Raw genomic sequence first — 26,809 nt, 5'->3', positions numbered from 1 at the left:
CACCCACAATTGGATGTTTCATCTTTTTATTTATGTTTTATTTACTTCGCTTACCCCAATATTGATAGTAAGTACATTCGATATAACCGTTAAATAATTTTCTTCGCTTAGTAGCTTTTGTACCTACTAAAGGTTCGAATTCTTTATAACTCGTTAACATATATAATGAAACTTGGTTATTCTTGTTTAATATTTCACCTAAATGTTTGTACATTGCTTCTACTTCGCTTCGTTCACCTATACGTTCTCCGTATGGTGGATTCCCTATTATTGAAACAGGTCCTTCTGGTACTACTAAATCATGTACATCTTGAACAGTAAATTTAATTATATCGCCTAGTCCAACTTCTACAGCATTTGCTTTCGCTATTTCTACCATTCTAGGGTCTATATCGCTAGCCACAATATCAATCTCTTTATCATATAAAGCTGCTTCATCTGCTTCTTGTCTTAATTGATCATATAAGCCTTCTGGAATGATATCCCATTCTTCACTTGCAAAGCTACGATTGAAACCTGGTGCAATGTTCTGAGCTATTAGAGCTGCTTCAATTGCAAGAGTACCTGAACCACAGAATGGATCTATAAATGGTGTTTCTCCACTCCAGTTTGTTAATCTTACGAGTGCAGCTGCTAACGTTTCTTTCATTGGAGCTTCACCTTGTGCTAAGCGATAACCTCTTTTATGAAGTCCTGAACCTGATGTATCAATTGTTAATAACGCTTCGTCTTTTAACAATGATACTTCTACTTGATATTTACTACCAGATTCATCAATCCAACCTTTAATGCTATATACATGTTTAAGTCTTTCAACTATCGCTTTTTTAACGATTGCTTGGCAGTCAGATACACTAAATAATTTAGATTTAACGCTTTTGCCTTGTACTGGAAACATGCCTTGAGCTCCAATAACATTTTCCCATGGTAGTGACTTTGTCTTTTCGAATAGTTCATCAAAAGTTGTTGCATTAAATCTTCCGACTACTATTTTGACTCTATCAGCAGTTCTTAACCATAAATTTGCTTTAACAATTGCTTTTTCGTCACCTTCGAATAATACGCGACCATTTTCTACAGTCGTCTCATATCCTAATTCTTGAACTTCTTTAGCAACAATTGATTCTAATCCCATGGGACTAGTAGCGAGTAATTGATACATGTATATACTCCTTTATATTTAAATTATTATTTACAAATAAAAAGCTCTCCTACTTGGGAGAGCGACACTAGTAAGTGATAAATCTGTAAGCCATGTTTTGTCCTTTAGTACTGCTAACGTGTACTAGTTACACTCGTACGCCAGTGATAATCATCTGTCTGTATGATTACATACCTTCTCATTCCGTTCATTTCCGTCAAAGAAGTGCTCCTACCAATTTTGGATTGCTCACTCGAGGGGTTTACCGCGTTCCACCTTCTACATTTCTGTAGAAGCTACGTCACTGTGGCACTTTCAAACTACTTTAACCATATTATAAATAACTTAGGTTATTTCGTTGCCGTCAATTAATTGCCTTGGCTTATTGTTTCGCCAAGCACGAACACTACATTCATCTCAGAATGTGTGAGCATGGACTTTCCTCTACATAATGTAGCGATTATCCGAAATACCACTCGACTTAGAATTATAGCATAAACTGAGAAAAATAACTATAATTTATTCACCAAATACAGCTTTTTCAAGATTAGAGATTCTCTTTAATATATCTACATTATTAGAATTATATTGTTGTGAACCTTGTGGTCTTCCTGAAGCAACACGCAATCTTAACTCTTCGATTTCTTTTTTTAGTTTAGAATTTTCTTCTGTTAACTTTAGTACTTCATTATTTAAGTCAGCCATCTTTTGATAGTCTGAAATAATGTCATCTAAAAAAGCGTCTACTTCTTCAGTTTTAAAGCCTCTTAAACTTTTTTCGAATTCCTTTTCATAAATATCTTTAGCAGATAGTTTTAATGTTACATCAGCCATATTTACACCTCATTTAATAAGATTCATTTTCATTATTATAATTAAATTCCATAAAGTCTTGTAAATCGATGAACGTAATAACATTATAAGTATAATTTGTCTTTTCAGCAAAATCAACTAACTTACTTTTGAAGTACTTTGGTGAAGCTTCTTGTTCGTCATCATAGAATAAAATGGTTTTGTCGGTATTATCCAAAATAAAATCATTTGCTTGTTGGAATTGAAATGCTCCTTGGTATTCATTTTGATGAATAGCATTTACGTAATCAGCTTGAGCAACAATACTTTGATATTTATGTTGGTTTGTTTCATTCCATTTATTAAAATGATTCAAGAATGGTGTTAAAATTGCAAGTTTCAATTGAGGATATTTACTTTTCATTTCTATTGTAACTTCAGCTGCCCACAATTCAAAGCCAAGCTGACCAGATATTATTGCCCATTCCATACCTTCCTCAATTTCTTGTTCAATGATTTCCTTAATATATGCTTTGATCACTTTAACTTCAGGCTGATCATCTTTAAATATATTGAGTTCAAAAGGTTTATAGCCAGTAAAGTATATGGATGTCATGACAAATCACCTAAATGTGTATGAATATAATTCAAATCGTGTTGTACTGCTTTATGTTTCTCTAGAAACATTTTTTTACTCGTTCTTTTATAATGACATTCAACTGATAATTCTTTATAGTTATCAATTAGTAAATAAAACTTTTGTTCGTTCATATACTGTAATTTTAGAATTTCTTGTTGTTGCGAAGAAAGTTTATCTAGTAACTCGTCAACCACTTCAACAAATGGGACGACATCATTATAAAAATCATATTCATGATCATCTTTAGCATTTTTAAATATTTGCTGCATATCATTCAATTTATTTATAAGATTTAATAACATAATTATCCCTACTATCAATGAAGTTTGTGTTTTAAAAATCCCCACGATAAAATGATAACATAACTAGAAAAGTTCTAGAATATATTTGTATCATAAAAAACTTTTGTAACTTATAATGAAATAAGGTATAATATTTAGAGTTTTATGATATGAAGATAGGTGATGAATTTGAACTACCCAAATGGTAAAAAAGTATCAAAAGATACTTCTAAAGTCTTAAGTCAAGACTCCACAAAGTATAGTAAAATAAAATATGGTAAACGGGGTATGAATTTAGAAGAGGAAATTGATAAATCAAATCAATATTTCAGATTAGAAAATATTGCTGTTATCCATAAGAAACCGACACCTATTCAAATTGTTGATGTAGATTATCCTAAAAGACAAAAAGCTGTCATTAAAGAAGCATATTTTAGAAAACCTTCAACAACAGATTACAATGGTGTTTATAATGGATACTATATTGATTTTGAAGCTAAAGAAACCAAAAATAAAACAAGTTTCCCATTAAATAATATTCACGACCATCAAGTATCACATATGGAACAAGTTTCAAACCAAAAAGGTATATGTTTTTTATTGATAAAATTCAGCTATCATGATAGCGTATTTTTATTGCCTTTTAGGGAATTTATGGTATATTGGGACAGATATAAAACTGGTGGGAAAAAGTCCATTACACTTAAAGAAATTGAAAATGATGGATATTTAATTCCAATCCAATTTAGACCAAGAATTAACTACATAAAAATAGTTGATCAATTGATAAAAATAGAAAGTGAGGCGCTCAAATGAGTCAATCAAAAGCTTCTAATAGTAAAAATAACAAAGAACAACCTAAGAAAAAGAGGAATATTAAAAGAACAATAATTAAGGTGTTTGGTATTCTCGCACTTGCATTCTTGGCAATGGTAATAGTAGGTGTTCTCTTATTTGCATATTATGCTTGGAAAGCTCCTGCTTTCAATGAAAGTGCACTTAAAGACCAGTTGCCAACTAAAATTTACGATAAAAACAATGAACTCGTAACAACCCTTTATATGGGACAAAAAAGAGAACATGTTAAATTTGACGAAGTTCCAGACCAATTAAAAGATGCTGTTCTAGCAACTGAAGATAATCGGTTTTATGATCATGGTGCATTAGATTATAAACGTTTATCTGGCGCAGTATTGAAAAACTTTACAGGTGGATTTGGATCTCAAGGTGCCTCAACACTTACACAACAAGTTGTAAAACGTTCATTCTTAACAGATAAGAAATCAATTGAAAGAAAAGCTCAAGAGGCATACCTTTCATATAGACTTGAACAAGAATATTCAAAAGATGAAATTTTTGAAATGTATTTAAACAAAATCTATTACTCAGATGGTATTTATGGTTCACAAACTGCAGCTAAGTATTATTTTGACAAAAAACTAAAAGATTTAAACTTAGCAGAAACAGCATATTTAGCTGGTTTACCACAAGTTCCAAACCAATATAATATTTATGACAATCCTGAGGGTGCTGAAAAACGTAAAGACACAGTACTTTATTTAATGGAAAGACATGGTAGAATTTCTAAGGAAGAAATGAAAGAAGCACAAGATACACCTATCGATAAGAACTTAGTTCAAAGAACGGTAGAAGAAAGAAATGAAGCTATGACAGAAACACCAGATAACGAGTACGCTTCATATATTAATTTTGTTAAACAAGAAATTACTGAGAATAAAGCATTTAAAGGACAATCTTTAAACGATATTATGACAAACGGAAATAAAATCTACACAAACATGGATAAAGATGTTCAAAAGAAATTACAAGATGCTGTAGATAACGGTACTTTCTATAAAAACAAAGACCAAATTACTGGTTCATCCATTATAGATACTAAAACTGGTAAACTCGTTGGTATTAGCGGTGGTAAAGATTATAAAGATGTTGTAGATAGAAACCAAGCAACAGACCTACATCCAACTGGTTCGTCATTAAAACCAATTTTATCTTATGGTCCAGCAATAGAAAATATGCAATATGCTACAAATCATAAGTTCCAAGATGAAAAAGAATACAGCATTAATGGTAGTGTATTTAAGAACTATGATGGCAATGGCCACGGATCAGTGACAATGGCAGATGCATTAGCAAGATCATATAACATACCAGCACTGAAAGCTTGGCAAGAAACAAATCAAAATGCTGGTGAAAAAGCAGTTAAAGATTTTGCATCTAAAGTTAATTTAAATTATAAAGAAGAAATAGGACCTTCAGAAGTACTAGGTGGTTCACAATCTGAATTCTCCCCTACTCAACTCGCTTCAGCATTTGCAAGTATGGGTAATGGCGGAACATATAACGAAGCTAAATCAATTAGAAAAGTTGTAACACAAGATGATGAAACAATTAAATTCTCAAGTGATAGTCATAAAGCAATGGAAGATTACACAGCATATATGTTAACTGAAATGCTTAAAGGTACTTTCGATGCATATGGTTCTGCTTATGGTTATGGCGTTGACGGAGTAAATGTAGCAGCTAAAACTGGTACAGGTACTTATGGTGATGAAGTATATAATGAATATCAATTACCTGAAAATGCAGCCAAAGATGTTTGGATTACAGGTTATTCACCTCAGTACACAATGTCCGTTTGGATGGGCTTCAATAAAGTTAAAGATTACGGTGAAAATTCATTCTTAGGACACGATGAACAAATTAAACCACAAATGTTATTTAAAGATGTAATGTCACAAATATCAAGTTATGATGGTGCAGACTTCGAAAAACCTGATTCAGTAACAGGTAGTGGTAAGAGCCTAAGTGTTGCAGGTAATGAAGATAACCAAACAACAAGTAGCTCAGCACCAAGTACTGACAATAGTAATGATAGTAACAATAACAATCAAAATAACTATAATTTCTCAAACAATAATAATAATGTAACAACAAATGAACCACAAACAAACTCAAATACATCAAGATCATCTAACACACAAAGTACAACTCAACAACAATCAACTAATACTGAAGAAGTAACAACAGAAGAACAAACAACTGAAGCACCTACTTCCGAAGATTCTAGTGATAATAGTTCAAGCAGTTCCAGTTCGAGCGCAGCTAAAGAAGCCGCCAAAGAAGCTGAAAATGATTAACGACTACTAAAAAATAAGAGCAGAAATTCATTATTAAAATGAATTTCTGCTCTTATTTTTTATCCACATGCTTACACTTCTTTCGACTTGTGTGAATATGGATACCCTTGCTCACACTTTTCTCTACTTGTGTTAACATAGGCATCCTTAGTTACACTTCTTTCGACTTGTGTAAATATAGGTATCCTTGCTTACACTTCTTTCGACTTGTGTTAACATAGGTATCCTTAGTTACACTTCTTTCGACTTGTGTAAATATAGATACCCTTGCTTACACTTCTCTCAACTTATGTAAATATAGACACTTAAGATTAATTACCTTTGACATAAATGTCCTAGTATTTTAATGATAATCATTTAGCTAACTCTTAGAATTACCATTTTTCTATATAAATATGGTTATTACGACGATTTTGTAAGTGCTGACGCCTGAGGGAAAAGTATGCGTGAGAGACTACAGGCTCGAACCATACCCCTAGGCAAGCATGCACGAACAAAATCAAAAGATATAAAAAAATAAGCATATCACTGTTAACTTTAAAAAATCAGTTACGTAATATGCTTATATAATAATCCACATGATCAAATACTTTTATTTATCTTCTTTTAATCTTGCTTCTCTTTTAAGTTTAAGTTGATGTCTTGCATTCATCTTAATAAGTTCATCTTTAAGCGTTACCATCTGTCTATAACCCATAAAGTGATAAATTCTATCATTTATATATTGATATCTTTCTTCAAAGTTCATTGGTATAACTGGATAGTCATGGATACCTTTTATTTCAAATTTCTCTATTTGGTTGATTTGTTCTATATAAGCTATGATAAGTGCATAATATTGATCTAAGAGTTCGTGAGCTTCATTACTTTTTAATTGTTTGTTTTTTACAAGTGGTTCTATTTGTTCTTCTAATATTATAAAATCATTCTTTTCTATCATGCTTCATCAACCTTTACTAGTCCTGCTTTTAATCTTTTCTGACCTTCTCTACAATCAGCCAGCAATGGACATGCTTCACATTTAGGCTTGCGTGCAACACAGTGATATCTACCAAAGAAAATTAACTGATGATGGCTTTTAGTCCACCTTTCTCTTGGTATAATACTACATAAGCGATCTTCTACTTGTCGTACATTATCCTTTTGTCTACATATTGCTAGACGTTTTGAAACTCTTTCAACATGTGTATCAACCGCAAGAGAAGGTTCTCCAAATGCAACACTCATTACAACGTTTGCCGTCTTACGGCCAACACCTGCTAAAGATTCTAGCTCTAAATGTGTACTAGGTACAATGCCGTCATAATTATCCAACAGTGATTGACATAATTTTTGAATGTTTTTTGCTTTATTTCGAAATAGTCCGATTGATCTAATATCATCTTGTAATTCTTCTAAACTCACATTTAAGTAGTCTTCAGGTGTTTTATATTTTTGAAAAAGCGACTTAGTGACTTTATTAACTAAAACATCTGTACATTGTGCAGATAGCAATACAGCAATTGTTAGTTCAAAAGGATTGTCGTGTACAAGCTCACATTCAGCATCAGGAAACATTTCATCTATGACATCCATCATTTCTAATGCTCTTTTTTTACTTATCATAAGGATTCTCCCCGTTCACCCAATCAAAAATCGGTATTGAATTTACATTTTGTTTTAATTTTTTGTTGTGATTAAATTTCTCACTTTCTTCTTTTGAAGACTGAACAGTTGTAATGTTTTTCTTCTTCCAATTTAATAAAATTCTATCAATATATTTGAAGCTTAGCTTGTCTAAACTATGCGCTTCATTTAGTGCACTTTGTATAAGTTCATTAGAATGGTGATCAGTATCAATCCAATGATTTAATGTTTGAACTTCAAGTGGTGTTAAAGGACGTCCAAACGTAGATTCAAATTCATGGAATAATTTTTTGAATTGACTGTTTTGATCTTCAACAGTATCTTCTTGCTTTACTTCATTCATTATTAAAGCTAATTGTTCAAATAATGGTTCAAACGATATGAATTCATTATATTTATGCTGCTCATCTTTTTCAATTTTAATGTCAATACATTTTAGCTGTGAAAGTTGATTAATGACATGACTTACTTCTTGAATAGACAAACTTGTTCCTTGTTGAATATTTTCTAATGGTGGTTGCAAATTTCGCTCATTTTCTTGATCTAATAATTTTACTAATATAACAAATTGTTTTTCATTTAAACCTAACTTTACGTAATGATTAAATAAAGCGCGTTGAATAATGACCGGTTTTTCTTTTAACATTTCGCTGGAATACATCTTTTCACCTACTTTGTGATTGAAATAATGCCAAATGATTAGAGGCTGAGACAATTAATATGTCCCAGCCTGATTATTATGGATATAAACGATTTAATAAGCGTGGGAACGGTGAAGTTTCTCTAACATGTTCAACTCCACTTAACCATGCTACTGTTCTTTCTAGACCTAATCCAAAGCCACTATGAGGTACACTTCCATATTTTCTTAAATCCGTGTAATAGCTATATGATTCTGGATCTAATCCATGTTCTTTAATTCTTTGATTAATTAAATCTAAGTCACTAATTCTTTCTGAACCACCAATAATTTCACCGTAACCTTCAGGTGCAATTAAGTCAGCACATAGTACTGTTTCTGGATTTTCAGGATTTGGTTCCATGTAAAATGGTTTAATCTTAGTTGGATAATTGATAATAAATACTGGTTTATCATAATGATTTGCAATTGCTGTTTCATGTGGTGCGCCAAAATCATCGCCCCATTCAATATCATCAAAGCCTTCTTTATGCAAGAACTCAACAGCATCATCATAAGTGATTCTTGGGAATGGTGTTGAAACGGCTTCTAATTTAGAAGTATCTCTTTCAAGTAAGTCTAATTCTAAAGTACAATTTTCTAATACTGATTTCACAATATGATGTACATAATTTTCTTGAACTTCTAAACTTTGATCATGTTTCATAAATGCCATTTCTGGTTCAATCATCCAGAACTCAATTAAATGACGTCTTGTTTTAGATTTTTCAGCTCTAAATGTTGGACCGAAACTGAAAACTCGACCATGTGCCATAGCAGCAGCTTCCATGTATAATTGTCCACTTTGTGATAAGAATGCATCTTCTTCGAAATATTTTGTATGGAATAGTTCACTCGTACCCTCAGGTGCACTACCAGTCAAAATTGGTGGGTCTATTTTAGTGAATCCATTGTCATTAAAGAATTCATAAGTAGCACGAATAATTTCATTTCTAATTTTCATAACAGCGTGTTGACGTTTAGAACGCAACCACAAATGTCTATGGTCCATTAAGAATTCTGTTCCGTGGTTTTTAGGCGTTATAGGATAATCGTGTGATTCTGAAATGACTTCTACTGAGCTTACTTGCATTTCATATCCAAATTTAGAACGCTCATCTTCTGTAATTGTTCCCGTTACAAATACTGATGTTTCTTGAGTTAATGATTTAGCAAGTTTAAAAATATCTTCTGATACTTCTGCTTTTACTACAACACCTTGCATAAATCCTGTACCATCTCTTAATTGTAAGAATGCTATTTTCCCACTAGATCGCTTATTTGCAATCCAAGCACCGATTGTCACTTCTTGATTGACATAATCTTTTGCTTGTTTAATCGTAATATTCATTTATATTTCTCCTATTCAAATAAATTACCTATAGTCATTTTATCAAATTATCTATATAACTGCTATCTGTTTGGATATTTTCTTAATTTATCTTGGAAATTATTTATATCGCCTTCTATAACCGGTATTTCGCCTAAAGCATTTATGAAAAATTTACTATAATTACTATCTAAAATTCTTCTATCAAAACATACTAACAATCCTTGATCATTTTTATTTCTAATTAATCTACCGATACCTTGTCTAAATTTAGTAACGGCATCAGGTAATACAAAGTCTTTAAAAGGATTTTCAAATTCATCTTTCATCAAATGGTATCTAGGGTCATCTTGATGAATGAACGGTAATTTAGTCATCATGACACATTTAATTCCTGAAGATTGATAATCAAAACCTTCAAAGAAAGATAATGTCCCAAGTAAAATTGTTTTATCAAATTGATTAAATTGTTGAACAATTTTATAAACATGTGAATGCTGTTGTTGCATTAATAATACATAGTCATCAAATATTTCAAGTTCTTCCATATAACGGTATGCTTGATAAAGCATTGAATAGTTCGTGAATAATACTAAACATTTTTGATTTGTTTCACTTACAAATGTAGATAAGTAATGAACAATTGTTTCAATATAGTCATCTTGATTATGGAACTGATAACTCGGCATATTTTTAGGAACAAAACATGCTGCTTGATTTTTCAAATCATAAATATCATTCAAATAGTATGTATTGAATTCAATATTTTTAGGAAACATAGATTTAAACGATGTAAACGACTCATTTACAGTTAATGTTCCTGAAATGAAAACATTACTATTAAATTGCTCAATAAATACTTGATTAAGTAAATCTTTAACTTCTTCTTTTTTAACAAAAAGAGAAAGTGTAGATTTTTGAGTTAACTTTTTAATTGATACGTATGGTACTTGCCCCGATTTAATAACGTTATATATCTTAGTATACTGATGATATATATAAATCAATTCTTTTTTGAATGCTTTCACATGAGCATGTGTAAAAGATTTGAATCTAGATAAAATTTGATTAATCGTACCGATTTGTAGTTTGAATATTTCAGATAGCTTCGTAACATCGATATCATAGATATAATGAATTTGTTGTTCGTCATCATTTTGAGATTTATGCTTTTGATTGATTTGATCCATTAATTCATCGAATAAATTTTCATTTTGTTCATGTAATAATTCGATATCTTTTTTTAATTGATAAATATCAATGGGATCTATTGGGTATTGCTCTATAATTCTTCTGTTTTCTAATTTATCTAATCTTCTAAATAATTTTTCTTGTTCATTTTTACCTAATAAACCAAGGTGATATTTAATATGTTGATAACTTAAATTATCAGTAACTTGGTTAAGTGCATAGTCTTGTATACGGTGTGCTTCGTCTACAATTATATGTTTAAACAATTGATAAACAGTGTCTTCAGTACTATGTTGCAATAAATGCGCATGATTCGTAATACCTATCTCAACACTTTGAGCACTCTCTTTAATAAATTGATAATAATGAATGTCATTTTTAAATGGAACATAAGTTGTTCTTTTTTGGTCAAAGAATACTTTTTGTCCTCCTTTTAGATGTAACTCTTCAATATCTCCAGTTTCAGTCTCTAAAATCCAAACTAATAACTGCATTTTTAAAATCGTTGCTTCATAATTATCAGTATCATCTTGAAGAATGTTTAAAATTAAGCCTAGTGAAATGTAATGATCTTTACTTTTTATAATCATTGCCTTTAAATCAAGATCTAATGCATTCAACACTTTGTTGAACTCTTGCTCTAGTAGTTGATTTTGTAATAATTTTGTATGAGTTGAAACAAGTATATGTTCTCCTGTTTCTAAATAGTAAAGCAGTGAAGCAAGTACAAAACTCATCGATTTTCCACTTCCAAGAGGTGCTTCGATTAGCGCATTTTCATTATGCATTAAAGAATCAAATAATTGTTGAACTAATTGATATTGTTCTTTACGATAATCAAAATTAAATGTTTTAAGAATTCTATCATAGGCTTCATCAATTGTTATAATTTCACTATTTTTCGATTTACGTATAGGTGTTTGCTTTAAGTAGTTGATATTTTGATATTTTTTTATTTTGCTTGAATTTGTCACTGTATTTTGACTAGTTCTAACAATTTCAAATAAAATATCTTTCAAGTCATATTTCAGTGACTTTGATAAATAGTAAAGTTGTTTAACAGTATCTATAGGTAAATCTTTTATTTTTTGAATAGCTTTTATAAACAATAAAGCTGTTGCTTTAGCATCTTCATCTGCACTATGTGCTTGATTCAAATCGACTTTTAAAGATTGGCTTAATTCACTTAACTGATAGCTTTCTTCAGTTGGAAAAGCAATTTTAAAGAGTTCCATCGTATCTATTATTAATTTTGGTTCAAATTCTATTTGATATTTTTCAAAATGAGCCTTTAAAAAGTTCAAATCAAATAAAACGTTATGCGCTACAAACACACAGTCTTTTAACATTACAAATAAAGATTTACTAATCTCGTCAAAATATGGCGCATCTTGTAAATCTAACTCATTTATATTTGTTAATGCCTGGATGAAAGATGGAATTTCCAAATCAGTTTTAACATATGTATGGTAAGTATCTACAATTTGTTGGTCTTCTATAAATGTAATACCAATTTGTATAATTTCATCATATTGTATTTGGTTTCCAGTTGTCTCTAAATCTACGACAGCGTATCTTTGCGCCATATTATCTCTCCTATATTTCGATATCTGCGCTCATAAATTGATGTAAATTGCCATCCTCAGATATCACAGTTAAGAACCCATTATCTTGTATATCTATTGCTCGCCCAACGATTTGTTTTTTACCTTCAGTATAAGTTAAAGTTTTATTCCAGATCATGCTTTTTTCTTTATATAATGCTTTAATTTCACTAAATGGTAAATTCAAGAATTGGTCATATCTCTGTTCAATTGCTTTAATTAGTAATGTTAGAAATTGATAAGGATCTATAGGCTTACCATTCTCTAAATTTAAACTCGTTGCACGTGATTGATTTACTTTATCAAATTCTAATTGAGTCTGATTTAAATTTATACCTATTCCACAAATGATTGCATGAACACCATCCGTATCGGCAATCATTTCTGTCAAAAATCCACATACTTTTTTATTACCAATATAAATATCATTTGGCCATTTTATTTTACATTGTATATTATAATGTTGTTCAATCACTTCTTGAATTGCAAGACTAATAAATAAATTGAATGTCGACATTTTTTGAATAGCTATGTCAGGTTTTAATACGATTGACATCCACAGGCCTTTGCTTTTTAGAGAGGACCATTCACGATTAAATCTCCCTCTTCCTTTAGTCTGTTCATCGCTTAATACTACAAAATGATTATTTATCTCATTAATATAAGATTTAGCAAGTATTTGAGTAGAATCAACTTGAGTTTGAACGATTGCTTGATTCAACAATGCGTTGTCTTTAAGTTCAATATTAACAATGTCTTCTTGCCAAATGGAAGGAATACTCGCAATTTTATAACCTTTATTTGAAATGGATTCAATTTGAAATCCTTCTTTTCTAAGTTGATCAATTACTTTTTTTACAGTAACACGTGAACAATTTAAAGTCTCAGCAATTTGTTGACCTGATAAATATTCATCATTTTGATATAAATAACTAACAATTTCACGTTTATATTTCGACATTCTCTCGCACCCATTCTATTAACTCATTTTGTGTATTATTCACTTTATTTAAAATTACTGCTTGCTCTACTTTATTTAATATATCTTTTATCCATGGCCCACCATTTTTATTAAATTCATTCATGATGATTTGACCATTAATACTTAAATCTGACTTATCATATATAGGTAGTTTATCATAAATTTCATTTACTAAAATAGTATTCATTATTGTAGGATGAAATTGTATATTAAGTGATTGATTATTTTCATATATAAATTGTATGACTTTGTTTACTTTATTGTTGCCATAATTATAAATCATACTAGTCATTTCAACTTTTGAAATGTTTCTATTTTCAAATTCATTAAATAGATTATAATAAGAAATTATTTCATGTTTCTCTTTATTACTTATTTTCAAATGATTTAAACTCGAAAGTTCTAAATGATATATATAGCATAATGAAGCAATCCATAGTTCGAAATTTGAATGTTGTGGTATAAAAATTGTTTCCAAATTGATAATTTTAAAAAATGGTATATATTTAAAAATTGCCATGTCTTTCATGGTTTGAATAATATGGTATACATAATTGCCTGAAATCATCTTTTTTAATTCAACGACAATTCTTTCGATTGCAATTTTATCTAATAAATGTGCTGATTGGCTCATAGCTTCTTTTGTTTCATCATCAATATTAAATCCTGTTTGAGCTTGAAACCTTACACCTCTCATTATACGTAGAGCATCTTCTTCCATTCTATCAATAGGTGTACCTACAGCTTTTATTATTTTATTGTTAATATCTTTCAATCCATTAAAATAATCATGCAGTTGATATGATTTATCCATAGCAATTGCATTCATCGTAAAATCTCTTCTTGCAACATCTTCATATAAATCTGTTACAAATTGTACCGATGTAGGTCTTCTGTGATCAACATAATCTCCATCTTTTCTAAACGTGGTTACTTCGAATTGTTGACCACTTCCTAATACAATTATCGTACCGTGTTCTTTTCCAATTGGTAAAGTTTTATCAAAGATTGATTCCACTTCTTCTGGTAAAGCACTTGTTGTTATATCTACATCAGAAATATGTTTATCCATTAAGTAATCTCTTACAGATCCTCCGACAAAGTAAGCATGATGGCCTTGATTTTCAAGTGCTTCAATTATCCATTTGGCATCTTCAAAAACTTGATTAGCGCTCATATTAATCTCCTAACATATTGTTGTAACAAGATTCATATTGATCAGCAATCACTTTTGATGAGAAACGTTCCTTCACATCTGCTACCATAGCTTCTTGCATATTTTTATAAAGTGTATGATTAGTTAAAAGTTCAATTGCATGCTCACTTGCTTTATCAGTATCACCAACATCTACAGTGTATCCTGTTTCGCCATTTTTAATAACTTCTTTAATACCACCAGCATTAGTACCAATAGGAACGACACCAGTTAGCATAGCTTCTAACAGTACTAAGCCAAAGCTTTCTTTTTCACTCATTAACAAAGTTAAGTCTGACATCTGATAGAATATATTGACTTCATCTTGTTTTCCTAAAAATAGTACATGATTTTCTATATTGAGATGTTTGATTTGTTCTCTAGCAACTTGTAGTTCAGGTCCATCCCCTATTAAAAGCAATTTAGATTTAACCTTTTTGTTTATTTTATAAAAAGTATCTACTACGTCATGAACACGTTTAACTTTTCTAAAATTTGATACAAAAGTAATAACTTTCTCGTCTTCTTCAATTCCGTATCTACTTCTTAAATCTGTATTATAAACTTGAGGAAAGTTATCTTCTTGTACAAAGTTGTATATTGTTTTAATTGGTTTATCGGGTCCTATCACTTCGTATGTTTCTTCTTTTAAACTATCACTTACACTTGTAACGACATCACTTTTTTCAATTCCAAAGCGAATAGCACTTTGCAACGATGTATCATAACCTAATACAGTTATATCAGTGCCATGTAATGTAGTCATAATTTTTACGTCTTTTCCTGATATTTGTCTAGCTAAAATACCACATATTGCATGTGGTACGGCATAGTGCATATGTAAAATATCTAAATCGTAATCATTTATTACATCTGCAATTTTTGCGCTTAATGTTATATCGTATGGTGGATATTGGAATACAGAATATTGATTCACATCAACTTGATGAAAAGTAACATTTGGAACAGGTTCTCTCATTCTAAAAGGCATATTTGAAGTAATAAAATGAACTTCATGACCTCTTTTTGCCATTTCCAATCCTAGTTCAGTAGCTACTATACCTGAACCACCCATTGACGGATAACAAGTAATACCGATTTTCATATTATGCCTCCATAAAAACTTATTTTCGTTCAAATCTATCTTTATCTCTTACATTGAATTTATTCATAGTATCTTCAAAACTTTTATTTAAATCGATATTTAATGAATTTGCTAAACAAATTAATACAAATAAATTATCGCCTAATTCAGCTTCAATTGTATTTTCTTCTTCAGTAGATTTCTTTTTCTTTTCTCCATGAGTATGGTTGATTTCTCTAGCCAATTCTCCAACTTCTTCTGTTAATCTCGCTAAGTTAGCTAATGGTGAAAAATAGCCAGTTTTAAATTGAGAAATATAAGTATCTACTTCTTTTTGCATTTCTTGCATATCCATACAAATCCCCCTCACTTATCTTTTATATTAATTTATAAAAGTGCTCACATATTAAAATTATATATGATTAACGTACATAATGACAATGTTATAAACTGACTATAGATTTTGATGCATATAATTTTAAAATTTATAGTTCATTATGAAATTGAAAATAAAAAACTACCGATTTAAGTTTATAACTTAAATCGGTAGTTAGTAATACGAATTAACTGTTACGTGCCATTAGAATAAATCTTGCTAACTCGGCTACTGCTACTGCTGTTGCAGCGACATATGTCATCGCAGCGGCTGATAAAACTTTCTTAGCATGTCTATATTCTTGTTGATTGACCATGTTTAGTTTTTCAATTTGGCGCATCGCCCGTTTACTTGCATCAAATTCGACTGGCAATGTAATGATTGAGAATAATACAGCGAATGACATAAATACGATACCAACCCATAATAATGTTGTTCCGAATGTACTGCTCATTGCTGTTAATACGATACCAGCTAAAATAATAATATAAGATAACGAACTACCTAAACTAGCAAGTGGTACTAAAGCTGTTCTAAACTTTAAGAAACCATAACCTTGAGCATGTTGTATTGCATGTCCTACTTCGTGAGCTGCAATCGCTGTACCTGCTACGCTAGGTTGTTGATAGTTTGATGGTGATAAAACTACACGTTTTTTAGATGGGTCAAAATGATCTGATAAGAACCCTTCACCTTGTAATACTTCTACATCATGAATACCATTAGCTGCTAGTATTTCTTCAGCCACTTGTTTACCCGTTTTACCGCTTGTTGAACGTACTCTTGAGTATTTATTGTAAGTTGATTTTACTTTAAATTGGAAGTACATAGGGACAAGCATAATAATCACAAAATAAATAATGAATGAAAACAAATTACTTCCTCCTTTATATCCCTGTTAGTTATTATATTACGGAGTGATGACCCCTACGTCAAATATTTCGAACGTATTTTTATGTTTTTTTGTAAATAAATTAAAAGGAGAAAAGCGATTATACTTAGCCAAAATGCAAAATATCCAATATGTGATTCATACTGACTTAACATGCTATATACAGGATATTGATGATACACATAATCTATTACATCGTTATGAAAGACCCATATCATCGTTATTACAATATGCCAAGTTTTTATATTAAATGTAGGATAAAACATAAATGCTTGGATTGCCATAAGCCCGTGAGATGTCATTAGCATGATTGCCATAGGAAGAAGTTGTTCATAGTGAATCATGACAAATAAGTTCATCACCACTGCCCATACACCATATTTAATTAATGTCACAAATGCTAAACATTCAAATAAACCTAAATGTTTATTGAAATAAATAGCTGCAATGGCAATGACTAGGAAGAATGTTGCTGTTGGACTATCAGGTATGAATGGCCAAAAATACCATTTACTTTCTAACAATTGTCCTCCATACCAAATATATCCATAAATTGTTCCGAGTAGATTTGCAATAAATAGAGTTATGAGCACTGATTTTTGTCCCATAACGTATCTCCAAAATGCCATTATGTAACTCCTTTGAAAAAAGCCACCATAAAATGGTGGCTTTAATAATTATTTTTTCAATTCTTTACCGTTCGCATCTGTTTCGTGTAAATCAGCAACGTATTTAGAAACTTTATCGATTTCATCTTTTGAAAGTGTATCTTTAAAGCTAGGCATTTTACCTGCACCTTTTTCTACAAATCCTTGTACGCCCTCTTTTGGTAATTTCGATTCTACTAAGTTTGGACCTTGTCCACCAGTCAATTCACCACCATGACAACTTGTACAGTTTGACTTGATAATGTCTGTGTAGACTGGATCGGATTTATCTAAGTTAGAAAATACGATTTCACCTTGCTTAGCTTGTTGTTTCCAATCATGGTAATAACTTGATTCCCATGTTGTATAGAATAAGATAGCAATTGCAATTAACATGAAACCAGAAGCAAATGGTCTCTTTGTCCATTTACGTTCAGGGCCTCTATCTAACCATGGAGCTAATAATAAAGCACCAAAAGCAATACCTGGTAAGACGATTGCCCCAAATGTATTATAAGGACCAGATGCGAATGTATATTTAAGTATTTGATATAAGAATAAGAAATACCAGTCTGGTAATGGTGTGTAACCAGTATCAGATGGATCTGCCACACGTTCAAGTGGCGATGGATGAGCAACTGTTAAACATAAGTATGCAATTAAGAAAACTGCACCAGTCATCCATTCTTTTAATAGAAAGTCAGGCCAGAAACTTTCTGTACGACCTGGAAATTCTGAGTAATCTCTATTTAACTTTGGTTTGTCGTATGACTTAATTCTTGAGTCACCAACAAACTTCATCCCTTTACCGCGATGCATGTCGCATGACCTCCTTTTTCATTTATTCACGTTATTTTTATAGTGGACCTGAAATACCTTGTTTTCTGATCATTATAAAGTGTGCTGCCAGTAACGCGAATAGTGCAGCTGGTAGGAAGAATACATGTATCGCAAAGAAACGAGTTAGAGTTTGTGCACCAACTATTTCGGCATCCCCTGCTAGTAATGTCTTAACCCACGGCCCAATGATAGGAACTGATTCTGCAATTTGTAAACCTACTTTTGTTGCGAAAAGTGCTTTCATATCCCAAGGTAATAAATATCCAGTAAAACTTAATCCAAGCATTACGAAGAATATTAAAACACCTACAACCCAGTTTAATTCTCTAGGTTGTTTGTAAGACCCTGTGAAGAATACACGGAGTGTATGTAAAAACATCATTACTACTACTAAACTTGCTCCCCAATGGTGCATACCACGTACGATAACACCAGCAGCTACATCGTGTTGTAGATAGTAAACTGATTTCCAAGCATTAACGATATCTGGAACATAATACATCGTTAAAAACATGCCTGATAAAACTTGTATAACAGTAATGAAAAACGTTAGACCACCAAAACAATAAACGAAAGCTGAAAAGTGATAAGCAGGGTTAACATGCTCTGGCACTTCATGATCAGCAATATCTCGCCAAATTGGTGTAATATCAAGTCTGTCATCGACCCAATCATAGATTTTATCTATCATTGTTAATCCCTCCTTATTTAGCTAATTCGTTTTCGTGTTTTTTGCCGATTTGAATAATGCCATCTTTAACTTTTACTTCGTATTGATCAAGTGGTGCTAATGGTGGCGTACCAGGAATGTTTTTACCATTCTTTTCGTAACGGCCGTTATGACATGGACAATAGAATTGATTAGGATTTGAGTCATCACCATTCCAAGTCACTGTACATCCTAAATGTTTACAGACAGGTGATAAAGCTACAATTTCCTTTCCATCTTTGTATACCCAAGCGAATTCTGTAACTTCACTCGTATACCAAGCATCTTCTTGCTCGAATTTAAAGTCCACTTTTATAGGCTCTTTGCCAAGTTCTGACTCCTTTACGCCTGTAGCAATCAAATCGCCTTGTGCATCCGCTTTGAAAACAGGATCAAGCGCAAATCTACCCATAGGTAAAATCATACCAGCAGCCATAAATGACCCAACACCCATTAATGAATAGTTTAAAAATTGGCGTCGTGTGACACGTTGGCTCATTCAGATTCCCCCCTCTATTAATCGTTCTTTTATAACTAGGACAATTTAATTTTAGCCTATTATTTCAAGACGGTCAACGCTTTGTCACAATTTATATTTTATTTATTAAGGTTTTAACTAAGAAAGTTCAAAAATATGAAAAGGCTTTAATTTTTATGGACATTTTTTGGCGATAAAAGTGATTTTTGAAGAGTACTTTTTGAAAAAATTATCTAAGACATACTCAAAATAAAAAGCATATCACTGCATAACTGAAAATATCAGTTGAGTGATATGCTTATTATTTACAAAAATTAAGAGTTTGATTTATTCCAAGATTTTATGATGAATTTCATAAATTGTTTAACTTCATCTTCTATAAGTGTACGTTTCATTTCATCGTCTAGATCACTCATTGGGATTGTGTTAACCGTATAATATTCAATCTCAGAATTTATATTTATTTTTTCACTACTTAAAATGATTATATTGTTAAGTCCATATTCATTTAAGCTTTGCACAAATGAATTTACATGGTCGTATTGATTTCCACTTGTAAAAAATGTAGGAGTTAGTAGTAATCTACCTTTAAATTGTTTTTCTGCTAGCATTCCAACTAATTGTACTGTTTCATTTTTATCGCATGAAGTTAATAATTGATGATTCATATCGATATTTGAAACTGGAATAATTGCTGTATCTATATATTCTAAGTTGTTTTTTAATTCTTTTAAGTCAATGTGATTAAATAACATTACTGATGTTCCTCCAACTCATTAATGAATTGCAATATTTTAGACATCTCTAAAAATGTGTCTTGATCATTATTATCTAATGATTTATCAATCTCATTTCTGATTAGTTGTCCCCAATGATGAAGTGAATTATTGTTATTGTTAAATGAACGTATATCTTTATCTTCTCCATAATAGTCAACTAACATTTGTAATAGCAGCAATCTATTTAAGCGATCGTCATTTTTATTTAAATATAGTAAGACATTAAGTTCTGTATTATCCAATCTTATATCATGAAAGATTTGTCGACCATTTTCTATACAAAATTGGTCTTTACAATACAATAATGGTAATTGTTTAGATTGGGAAGTACTAATAGATAGAATTCGATTATTAGATAATTCACTAACAAAAGTTATATTTGATAAATATTTTGGACTACTTTTAAGTAAATTTAATATCCATACACTTTCAGCAATTTTAAAATCATATTGATACAATATATATTCAATGAACCGCTGTTTTTCATAGTTAAGCCATGTATGATTCATATTTAACCCTACTTATAATAGTCTTTCGTATTCTTGGTCCCAATAAGGATTCTCAGGATCGAGTTTGCGAACAGACTCTAATATATTTTTAGCAGTTTCTACATTTCCAATTTCTATTAAATAATGGTAATAGTCATTTAAGAAGTCAATGTTTTGTGTTAAATCTGGATAAGCTAATTCGTAAAAATGCTGTGCTTCTTTATCTCTTTCTTCTTCTCCGAATGCATACCCAACATGCCAAGCTACTATTGGATCGATGTCTTCATGGTCAACATAAGTTAGCAAGTTAATTAAGCCAGTTGTGTTATCTTTTTCACGATAATAATCAGCAAGAATAATTGCAGCTTCTGTATAAGATGGATCAACTGTTAAAGCATCTTGTAAAAGAATTGCACCATGTTCGTCATTTGTTGTTAACATTAGTCTAGCTGTATCAGTCATTAATTCTTTATAATATGCATTTAATCTAAGACCTTCTTTACCTATTTCAATTGCTTTTTCATAATCTTTTTCAGATTCGTAAATTTGAAGTAAGTAATGGTAAGCTTGCATAAAGTCGGGATCTTTTTGTAGAAGCTTCTCAAGTTGTTTAATTGCTTCTCTTGTTAAGTCATTTTTTTGATAACTTATTGCTTGTTTGAAATAATCTTCAGCAGTCATATCCATTTCAGAAACATTTTCATAATATTTAATCGCTTCTTCATATGCACCACTTTGTAAACTCGCATCAGCCATACGTGAATAAATAGATATACCATTTATAATATCTTCACCTGTTTGCGTAATCGTTTCATAATTAGACATTGCTTTTAAATATTGACCGTCATAATAATACATTTCAGCTAAAGCAAAAGTAATAACGATGTCATCTGGTTCAATTTCTTTTGCTTCAATAAGTTTTTCAATTCCAACTTCGAATAATCCTTGTTGTTGATATAAATCAGCTTCTAGCATTAATTTTTCTGTTGAATGGGGGCTATTATATAGAACTTCATGTGCTTTATCTAAGTCATTTTGGTCGATAAGACCTTCTATATAATAAACGAGTAGTTCATTTTCATCTGGATAAAGTAAATAAAGTTCTTCAAATATTTTTACACCTTGATCGACTATTCCATATTTATATAATGTTTCTCCTAACATAAATAAAGCATCATGATCGTCAGATTGTAAAACTCTATTTACTTTCTCATCTAATTGTTCGATATTTTTCATATGAATATCGTCAATTACTTTATATACATCTTCCATATTTAAAGGACTCCTTCTATTCATTTATTAGAGATTTAAGTTCTATAAATGCATCTAATACTTCATCTTTAGAAACGGATTCAATTGTAAACGAAGCTTCGCCTTCTTGTAAAACCATTTGAATCGTTTGTCCAATATTCTTTTTGTCTTTTTTCATATAGTCAAAAATCAGCTCAATATTAGCATTATTTATGATGCTAAGTGGATATCCAAGTTCTTTTAAATAATTAATAAATATATGAATAGATTCTTGGTTATCAAAGAGATTTCTATTTTTATTTATGATTTTTTGGAATAAAATACCTATCATAACAGCTTCACCATGAGCAATTTTAGTTAAATATTCTAAACCATGTCCAAAAGTGTGTCCTAAATTTAAATGTTTACGTACGCCACCTTCGAACTCATCTTCAATGACAATTTTTAATTTTGTTTCTATACCCATTTTTAAAAAGGTATCTATATTCTCAAGACGTGACAGTTCTTTAATAGATGGATATTGATCCATTAAATGCCATGTATCAGTTTCACTGTTTAAAATAGCATGTTTATATACTTCTCCAAAACCACTTCTAATTTCTGTATGTGGTAATGTATTTAAGAAGTTTAAGTCATATATCACAGCGCGAGGTCTGTGAAATGCGCCAATTAAATTCTTACCGACTGAAGCATTTATTCCAACTTTGCCACCAATTGCAGAATCATGTGCAAGTAATGTGGTAGGAACTTGTATAAAATCAATTCCACGTAATAAAGTAGCTGCTAGAAAACCAACAAAGTCTCCTGTGGCTCCTCCACCAATAGCAATCAATTGTGACTGTCTATTAATATTTAAAGACAATATTTTTTCGCTAATCGATTCGAAGTACGACATTTGTTTGCAAGCTTCACCACTCATAATAGTTATAAATTTAATTTCCTGATTTTCAAGGTTTGCTTTAATATAATCTTTATGGAATCTATAAACATCTTGATCAATTAGAACGATATTTTGTTCGTTTTCTTTTAAAAAATGATTTATCTCTGCAAGTGCATTTTGCTTTAATATAATCGGATAGTTGTTGTCATTGTAAGTAGTTTCAAAAATCATTTCATCACCTAGAAATTTAAATTCCAATTACGATGATTTTTAACTGCATCTTGTAATTGGTCAATATGATTTGATTGATATTCTTCCGTAATTGCCTTAGCAACTTCAAATGCAATGACATGTTCACAAACTACGCTTGCTGCAGGGACTGCACAACTATCTGATCTTTCAATTGTTGCTTTAAAGCTATCTTTGGTATCTATATCAACAGAATTTAATGGTTTATATAGTGTAGGTATTGGTTTCATTACGCCGTTTATAACAATTGGCATACCATTCGACATACCACCTTCTAGTCCGCCAAGGTGATTTGATAAACGGTGGTATCCTTTTTCATTATCGTATGCAATTTCATCTTGAATTTCACTACCTGGTTTCTCAGCAGCTTTAAACCCTTCACCAAAACTTACGCCTTTGAAGGCATTAATACTAACCACAGCTTGAGCTAAACGCCCATCAAGTTTGCGATCATAATGTACATAACTTCCGATACCAGCAGGAATATTTTCAACAACTACTTCGACTATACCACCGATTGAGTCTCCATCTTTTTTCGCTTTGTCAATTCGGTTTCTCATTTTTTCAGCTACTTCATCATTAATACAACGTACATCGTTATGGTCAATGTTTTCTTTAACCTCTTCAAGCGTATATTCAAAATCGTCTTTTACGCCACCTATTTCAATAACTCTAGAATAAATATCTATATCTAAGGCTTTTAGTAAGATTTTTGAAACTGCACCAACAGCAACTCTTGCAGCAGTTTCACGCGCAGATGAACGTTCAAGTACATTTCTTAAATCTCTATGATTATATTTCATACCACCTACGAGATCTGCGTGACCAGGTCTAGGTTTAGTGATAACTCTTTTCATATTATCTAACTCTTCTTCAGTTAATGCGTCAGCACCCATGATTTTTCTCCAGTGTTTAAAGTCATCATTCTTCACGATGAGCGTAATAGGGCTACCTAAAGTATAACCATGTCTCACACCAGAAACTATTTCTACTGCATCTTTTTCAATTTGCATACGACGACCGCGACCATAACCTCCTTGACGTTTGAACATTTCTTCATTAATTTCATTTACGTCAATTTTTAAGTTAGCTGGAACACCTTCTATAATTACAGTTAGTTGCGGTCCATGTGATTCACCAGATGTTAAATAACGCATATAATCTCTCCCTACTGTTAATTAAATATAAAATTAATCATATCATATTTAACGCGTTAAATTAACAAAAAAGAAAGGAATCGTTTAACAAAAATTTGTTAAACGATTCCTTTCTCGTAATTATTTTTCATATACCCAATTTTCATTGTTTAATTTATAATTATTAAGTTCTGATTTATCAAACCATAAACCTATTTCACGTTCTGCTGACTCATTTGAATCAGAACCATGAATAATATTTCTTCCTAAATCAATACCATAATCCCCTCTTATAGTACCTGGAGCTGCTTTAGCAGGGTTTGTTTCACCAACAATTGTTCTTGTAACTTCAACTACATTATTACCTTCAACTACCATTGCAAATACTGGGCCAGATGTAATAAAGCTCACTAGTTTATTGAAAAAAGGTTTTTCAACATGTTCAGCATAATGTTCTTTAGCTAAATCTTCATTAGCTTGATATAATTTTGCTGCAACTAATTTTAATCCTTTTTGTTCTAGTCGTGAAACTACTTGACCAATTAAATTTCTTTGTACTGCATCAGGTTTAATCATTAAAAAAGTTCTTTCCATTGCGTAATCCCTACCTTTGTTTTATGTAAATCCAAGATAAGTTTATCATTGACTACAAGGAGTTGCAAGCGCTTTCTAATGGTTTCTATCTCTTATTTTTACAATTATTTCTAAAAGCATCTTTTTCCCTGATTCATTATTTAATGTATTGATTAAATTTTCTGCTTTCAGTAAATAATTATTGCTGACTTCTTTTGCCTTTTGCAATTCATTAGATGCTATAATTTCTTCTACTAATGAATCAAAGGTTTCTGCTGGACTCTCAACATGTAATTGATTAATACGCTCTTTAAATTCAGAAGAATTTCTCATTCTTAATAATACTGGTAAAGTAAGGTGTCCATTTCTTAAATCTGAACCAACTGGCTTACCTAACTTTTTCTCAGTGCTTGTAAAGTCCAATATATCATCAACAATTTGATAACTCATACCGATATAATAACCAATTTTAGTTAATTTTTTTACAGTTACATCATCTGCTCTAGCAGCATATGCACCTAATTCAGTAGACAATGAAATAAGCAATGCTGTTTTGCGCTTTATCCTTCTCAAGTAATTCGTTATAGATTGGTTTGAAACAAATTGATCTTCAAATTGAAATAATTCACCTCTACAAACTTCAATAATTCCTTGTGCTAATTGTTCGTGAAGTTTCGGATATTCAATCGTACTTACAGCATTTAATGATTGTGATAATAAGTAATTACCAGTTATAACTGCAGTTTGTACATCCCACTTCTTTGCAATTGTAGGCTTACCTCTTCGTTTGTCACTTTTATCAATTACATCATCGTGAACTAAACTCGCCATATGTATAAGCTCAAGTGTTGTAGCTACTGTGATTACATCTTTTGAATATTGCTCACCAAATTGACTTGCGATTAAAGTAAACAGCGGACGTATACGTTTACCACCAGAAGTTAATAAATATTGGCAAGCTTCATTTATAGTTGTTTGCTCACTATCTATATAATTATTCAATTGTCTTTCTATTTCTTTTACTTCTTTATTTATATGAATTTTTGTTTTGTCATACATGTAATCACCTTGTTATTTAGGTTTATAAGCTAAATGCATCGCTGAAACGCCACCAGTAAAGCTCTTAATTTTAATTCTTTCATATCCTACATCCGCAAACATTTCTGCTAATTCTTTTTTGCCAGGGAAATTTTCGGCAGACTCTTGTAACCAATTGTATTCTTGTAAAGACTTTGCAAATAGCTTCCCAAATAATGGCATGATATTCTTGAAATAGAATCTATACAATTGTTTAAATACTGGCATTGTTGGTTGACTCGTTTCTAAACATACAACCATACCTCCAGGCTTTACCACTCTTTTAAGTTCGTTTAATACATGTTTGTAATCTGGAACATTTCTTAATCCAAATCCAATTGTTACATAATCAAATTCATTATCTTCAAATGGTAAATTCATAGCATCACCATGAATCAAATGTATATTAGCCATATTATCCGTTTTTTTCTTACCTACTTCTAACATGTTCTCACTAAAGTCTAGCCCTACAACTTCTCCGTATGGGCCTACAGCATGGCTAAGTTGTATAGTCCAGTCAGCTGTTCCACAACATACATCTAAAGCTTTAGATCCAGGTTTAACATTCATTTGTTTCATCGTGTATTTACGCCATCTTTTATGCTGTTCAAAACTTATAATATTATTTAATGTATCATACTTTCCTGAAATGTTTTGGAAAACATCATGTACATGTTCTGATTTAGATTTATTATCCATTTAGTATTCATTCCTTTAAGTTTAAAAATATA

At 31.1% G+C, this 26,809-nt stretch carries 28 protein-coding genes and 1 other RNA gene; 2 read left to right on the top strand and 27 right to left on the bottom strand.

Annotated features, from left to right (window positions below; translation table 11 throughout):
• Positions 1-37: 37 nt before the first annotated feature.
• From LQ609_RS05385 to LQ609_RS05365, 5 genes are all read right to left on the bottom strand, one after another.
• Entirely contained in the window at positions 38-1,162 is a 1,125-nt protein-coding gene (locus tag LQ609_RS05385; RefSeq protein ID WP_078356653.1) for a THUMP domain-containing class I SAM-dependent RNA methyltransferase, read from the bottom strand.
• Positions 1,163-1,243: 81 nt separating this feature from the next.
• An RNA gene (gene rnpB / locus LQ609_RS05380) (RNase P RNA component class B) lies at positions 1,244-1,613 on the bottom strand.
• 47 nt (positions 1,614-1,660) lie between these two features.
• Positions 1,661-1,975 (bottom strand): cell division regulator GpsB, encoded by a 315-nt coding sequence (gene gpsB / locus LQ609_RS05375; RefSeq protein WP_078356652.1) that lies wholly within the window; start codon positions 1,973-1,975, stop codon positions 1,661-1,663.
• A 13-nt stretch (positions 1,976-1,988) separates the two neighbouring features.
• Positions 1,989-2,549 (bottom strand): SLOG family protein, encoded by a 561-nt coding sequence (locus LQ609_RS05370; protein ID WP_078356651.1) that lies wholly within the window; start codon positions 2,547-2,549, stop codon positions 1,989-1,991.
• A complete protein-coding gene (locus LQ609_RS05365) occupies positions 2,546-2,875 on the bottom strand; it encodes a DUF1798 family protein (RefSeq protein ID WP_078356650.1) in 330 nt (109 codons plus the stop codon). Before LQ609_RS05365 ends, LQ609_RS05370 begins: the two co-directional genes overlap by 4 nt.
• A 168-nt stretch (positions 2,876-3,043) precedes the next feature.
• Here LQ609_RS05365 and recU point away from each other — a divergent pair, with 168 nt between their 5' ends.
• Both recU and LQ609_RS05355 read left to right on the top strand, forming a co-directional pair.
• Complete coding sequence (gene recU, locus LQ609_RS05360; RefSeq protein ID WP_239734403.1) at positions 3,044-3,670, top strand: Holliday junction resolvase RecU; 627 nt, start codon at positions 3,044-3,046, stop codon at positions 3,668-3,670.
• Positions 3,667-6,012 (top strand): transglycosylase domain-containing protein, encoded by a 2,346-nt coding sequence (locus LQ609_RS05355; RefSeq protein WP_078356648.1) that lies wholly within the window; start codon positions 3,667-3,669, stop codon positions 6,010-6,012. Before recU ends, LQ609_RS05355 begins: the two co-directional genes overlap by 4 nt.
• 592 nt (positions 6,013-6,604) lie before the next feature.
• Here the strand turns inward: LQ609_RS05355 and LQ609_RS05350 are convergent.
• The 22 genes from LQ609_RS05350 to LQ609_RS05245 all read right to left on the bottom strand — a co-directional run bounded on the left by LQ609_RS05350 (position 6,605) and on the right by LQ609_RS05245 (position 26,777).
• Positions 6,605-6,952 (bottom strand): YpoC family protein, encoded by a 348-nt coding sequence (locus LQ609_RS05350; RefSeq protein ID WP_208143809.1) that lies wholly within the window; start codon positions 6,950-6,952, stop codon positions 6,605-6,607.
• Positions 6,949-7,617, bottom strand: a complete 669-nt coding sequence (gene nth / locus LQ609_RS05345) for an endonuclease III (RefSeq protein WP_078356646.1) — start codon at positions 7,615-7,617, stop codon at positions 6,949-6,951. Before nth ends, LQ609_RS05350 begins: the two co-directional genes overlap by 4 nt.
• Positions 7,607-8,299, bottom strand: a complete 693-nt coding sequence (locus LQ609_RS05340; RefSeq protein ID WP_078356645.1) for a DnaD domain-containing protein — start codon at positions 8,297-8,299, stop codon at positions 7,607-7,609. The genes nth and LQ609_RS05340 overlap by 11 nt, the downstream gene beginning before the upstream one ends.
• 76 nt (positions 8,300-8,375) lie before the next feature.
• Complete coding sequence (gene asnS, locus LQ609_RS05335) at positions 8,376-9,668, bottom strand: asparagine--tRNA ligase (RefSeq protein ID WP_078356644.1); 1,293 nt, start codon at positions 9,666-9,668, stop codon at positions 8,376-8,378.
• A gap of 62 nt (positions 9,669-9,730) precedes the next feature.
• The gene (locus tag LQ609_RS05330; RefSeq protein ID WP_239734402.1) at positions 9,731-12,424 is read right to left on the bottom strand and encodes a helicase C-terminal domain-containing protein; all 2,694 of its coding nucleotides are present in this window, start codon (positions 12,422-12,424) and stop codon (positions 9,731-9,733) included.
• Positions 12,425-12,434: 10 nt separating this feature from the next.
• Positions 12,435-13,403: a biotin--[acetyl-CoA-carboxylase] ligase gene (locus LQ609_RS05325; RefSeq protein WP_107509660.1), complete on the bottom strand. Its 969-nt coding sequence runs from the start codon at positions 13,401-13,403 to the stop codon at positions 12,435-12,437.
• The gene (locus LQ609_RS05320) at positions 13,390-14,601 is read right to left on the bottom strand and encodes a CCA tRNA nucleotidyltransferase (protein WP_078356641.1); all 1,212 of its coding nucleotides are present in this window, start codon (positions 14,599-14,601) and stop codon (positions 13,390-13,392) included. Before LQ609_RS05320 ends, LQ609_RS05325 begins: the two co-directional genes overlap by 14 nt.
• 1 nt (position 14,602) lies before the next feature.
• Complete coding sequence (bshA, locus tag LQ609_RS05315) at positions 14,603-15,724, bottom strand: N-acetyl-alpha-D-glucosaminyl L-malate synthase BshA (RefSeq protein WP_078356640.1); 1,122 nt, start codon at positions 15,722-15,724, stop codon at positions 14,603-14,605.
• Between the two features lie 19 nt (positions 15,725-15,743).
• Positions 15,744-16,058 carry a nucleotide pyrophosphohydrolase gene (locus LQ609_RS05310; RefSeq protein WP_078356639.1) on the bottom strand — a complete coding sequence of 105 codons (315 nt, stop codon included), beginning with the start codon at positions 16,056-16,058 and terminating at the stop codon, positions 15,744-15,746.
• 208 nt (positions 16,059-16,266) lie between these two features.
• Positions 16,267-16,953 (bottom strand): zinc metallopeptidase, encoded by a 687-nt coding sequence (locus LQ609_RS05305; protein WP_078356638.1) that lies wholly within the window; start codon positions 16,951-16,953, stop codon positions 16,267-16,269.
• A gap of 53 nt (positions 16,954-17,006) precedes the next feature.
• Entirely contained in the window at positions 17,007-17,600 is a 594-nt protein-coding gene (locus tag LQ609_RS05300; RefSeq protein ID WP_078356637.1) for a DUF1405 domain-containing protein, read from the bottom strand.
• Positions 17,601-17,648: 48 nt separating this feature from the next.
• On the bottom strand, positions 17,649-18,437 hold the full coding sequence (locus LQ609_RS05295) for a menaquinol-cytochrome c reductase cytochrome b/c subunit (protein ID WP_078356636.1): 789 nt from the start codon (positions 18,435-18,437) through the stop codon (positions 17,649-17,651).
• 37 nt (positions 18,438-18,474) lie between these two features.
• Entirely contained in the window at positions 18,475-19,149 is a 675-nt protein-coding gene (gene qcrB, locus LQ609_RS05290) for a menaquinol-cytochrome c reductase cytochrome b subunit (protein WP_016912349.1), read from the bottom strand.
• A 13-nt stretch (positions 19,150-19,162) separates the two neighbouring features.
• Complete coding sequence (locus LQ609_RS05285; protein ID WP_078356635.1) at positions 19,163-19,666, bottom strand: Rieske (2Fe-2S) protein; 504 nt, start codon at positions 19,664-19,666, stop codon at positions 19,163-19,165.
• Between the two features lie 293 nt (positions 19,667-19,959).
• Entirely contained in the window at positions 19,960-20,400 is a 441-nt protein-coding gene (locus LQ609_RS05280) for a DUF2487 family protein (protein WP_203153295.1), read from the bottom strand.
• Positions 20,400-20,933: a YpiB family protein gene (locus tag LQ609_RS05275; RefSeq protein ID WP_078356633.1), complete on the bottom strand. Its 534-nt coding sequence runs from the start codon at positions 20,931-20,933 to the stop codon at positions 20,400-20,402. Before LQ609_RS05275 ends, LQ609_RS05280 begins: the two co-directional genes overlap by 1 nt.
• Before the next feature lie 12 nt (positions 20,934-20,945).
• Entirely contained in the window at positions 20,946-22,184 is a 1,239-nt protein-coding gene (locus LQ609_RS05270) for a tetratricopeptide repeat protein (protein WP_078356632.1), read from the bottom strand.
• A 16-nt stretch (positions 22,185-22,200) separates the two neighbouring features.
• Positions 22,201-23,274, bottom strand: a complete 1,074-nt coding sequence (gene aroB / locus LQ609_RS05265; RefSeq protein WP_078356631.1) for a 3-dehydroquinate synthase — start codon at positions 23,272-23,274, stop codon at positions 22,201-22,203.
• 8 nt (positions 23,275-23,282) lie between these two features.
• Complete coding sequence (gene aroC / locus LQ609_RS05260; protein ID WP_078356630.1) at positions 23,283-24,449, bottom strand: chorismate synthase; 1,167 nt, start codon at positions 24,447-24,449, stop codon at positions 23,283-23,285.
• A 120-nt stretch (positions 24,450-24,569) separates the two neighbouring features.
• Positions 24,570-25,022 (bottom strand): nucleoside-diphosphate kinase, encoded by a 453-nt coding sequence (gene ndk / locus LQ609_RS05255; RefSeq protein ID WP_078356629.1) that lies wholly within the window; start codon positions 25,020-25,022, stop codon positions 24,570-24,572.
• Between the two features lie 75 nt (positions 25,023-25,097).
• Entirely contained in the window at positions 25,098-26,060 is a 963-nt protein-coding gene (locus LQ609_RS05250) for a polyprenyl synthetase family protein (protein ID WP_078356628.1), read from the bottom strand.
• Between the two features lie 12 nt (positions 26,061-26,072).
• Complete coding sequence (locus tag LQ609_RS05245) at positions 26,073-26,777, bottom strand: demethylmenaquinone methyltransferase (RefSeq protein ID WP_078356627.1); 705 nt, start codon at positions 26,775-26,777, stop codon at positions 26,073-26,075.
• Positions 26,778-26,809: the final 32 nt, after the last annotated feature.

The sequence above is a fragment of the Mammaliicoccus sp. G-M28 genome (genome assembly GCF_022386595.1).
GTDB classification, from domain to species: domain Bacteria; phylum Bacillota; class Bacilli; order Staphylococcales; family Staphylococcaceae; genus Mammaliicoccus; species Mammaliicoccus fleurettii.
This window is presented reverse-complemented; position numbering and strand designations above follow the sequence as displayed.

Bases quoted from the DNA above. Each gene is read 5' to 3' on its own strand.
- LQ609_RS05385 (WP_078356653.1), bottom strand. From the start codon at position 1,162: ATGTATCAATTACTCGCTACTAGTCCCATGGGATTAGAATCAATTGTT.
- gpsB (WP_078356652.1), bottom strand. From the start codon at position 1,975: ATGGCTGATGTAACATTAAAACTATCTGCTAAAGATATTTATGAAAAG.
- LQ609_RS05370 (WP_078356651.1), bottom strand. From the start codon at position 2,549: ATGACATCCATATACTTTACTGGCTATAAACCTTTTGAACTCAATATA.
- LQ609_RS05365 (WP_078356650.1), bottom strand. From the start codon at position 2,875: ATGTTATTAAATCTTATAAATAAATTGAATGATATGCAGCAAATATTT.
- LQ609_RS05355 (WP_078356648.1), top strand. From the start codon at position 3,667: ATGAGTCAATCAAAAGCTTCTAATAGTAAAAATAACAAAGAACAACCT.
- LQ609_RS05350 (WP_208143809.1), bottom strand. From the start codon at position 6,952: ATGATAGAAAAGAATGATTTTATAATATTAGAAGAACAAATAGAACCA.
- nth (WP_078356646.1), bottom strand. From the start codon at position 7,617: ATGATAAGTAAAAAAAGAGCATTAGAAATGATGGATGTCATAGATGAA.
- LQ609_RS05340 (WP_078356645.1), bottom strand. From the start codon at position 8,299: ATGTATTCCAGCGAAATGTTAAAAGAAAAACCGGTCATTATTCAACGC.
- asnS (WP_078356644.1), bottom strand. From the start codon at position 9,668: ATGAATATTACGATTAAACAAGCAAAAGATTATGTCAATCAAGAAGTG.
- LQ609_RS05330 (WP_239734402.1), bottom strand. From the start codon at position 12,424: ATGGCGCAAAGATACGCTGTCGTAGATTTAGAGACAACTGGAAACCAA.
- LQ609_RS05325 (WP_107509660.1), bottom strand. From the start codon at position 13,403: ATGTCGAAATATAAACGTGAAATTGTTAGTTATTTATATCAAAATGAT.
- LQ609_RS05320 (WP_078356641.1), bottom strand. From the start codon at position 14,601: ATGAGCGCTAATCAAGTTTTTGAAGATGCCAAATGGATAATTGAAGCA.
- bshA (WP_078356640.1), bottom strand. From the start codon at position 15,724: ATGAAAATCGGTATTACTTGTTATCCGTCAATGGGTGGTTCAGGTATA.
- LQ609_RS05310 (WP_078356639.1), bottom strand. From the start codon at position 16,058: ATGGATATGCAAGAAATGCAAAAAGAAGTAGATACTTATATTTCTCAA.
- LQ609_RS05300 (WP_078356637.1), bottom strand. From the start codon at position 17,600: ATGGCATTTTGGAGATACGTTATGGGACAAAAATCAGTGCTCATAACT.
- LQ609_RS05295 (WP_078356636.1), bottom strand. From the start codon at position 18,437: ATGCATCGCGGTAAAGGGATGAAGTTTGTTGGTGACTCAAGAATTAAG.
- qcrB (WP_016912349.1), bottom strand. From the start codon at position 19,149: ATGATAGATAAAATCTATGATTGGGTCGATGACAGACTTGATATTACA.
- LQ609_RS05285 (WP_078356635.1), bottom strand. From the start codon at position 19,666: ATGAGCCAACGTGTCACACGACGCCAATTTTTAAACTATTCATTAATG.
- LQ609_RS05280 (WP_203153295.1), bottom strand. From the start codon at position 20,400: ATGTTATTTAATCACATTGACTTAAAAGAATTAAAAAACAACTTAGAA.
- LQ609_RS05275 (WP_078356633.1), bottom strand. From the start codon at position 20,933: ATGAATCATACATGGCTTAACTATGAAAAACAGCGGTTCATTGAATAT.
- LQ609_RS05270 (WP_078356632.1), bottom strand. From the start codon at position 22,184: ATGGAAGATGTATATAAAGTAATTGACGATATTCATATGAAAAATATC.
- aroB (WP_078356631.1), bottom strand. From the start codon at position 23,274: ATGATTTTTGAAACTACTTACAATGACAACAACTATCCGATTATATTA.
- aroC (WP_078356630.1), bottom strand. From the start codon at position 24,449: ATGCGTTATTTAACATCTGGTGAATCACATGGACCGCAACTAACTGTA.
- ndk (WP_078356629.1), bottom strand. From the start codon at position 25,022: ATGGAAAGAACTTTTTTAATGATTAAACCTGATGCAGTACAAAGAAAT.
- LQ609_RS05250 (WP_078356628.1), bottom strand. From the start codon at position 26,060: ATGTATGACAAAACAAAAATTCATATAAATAAAGAAGTAAAAGAAATA.
- LQ609_RS05245 (WP_078356627.1), bottom strand. From the start codon at position 26,777: ATGGATAATAAATCTAAATCAGAACATGTACATGATGTTTTCCAAAAC.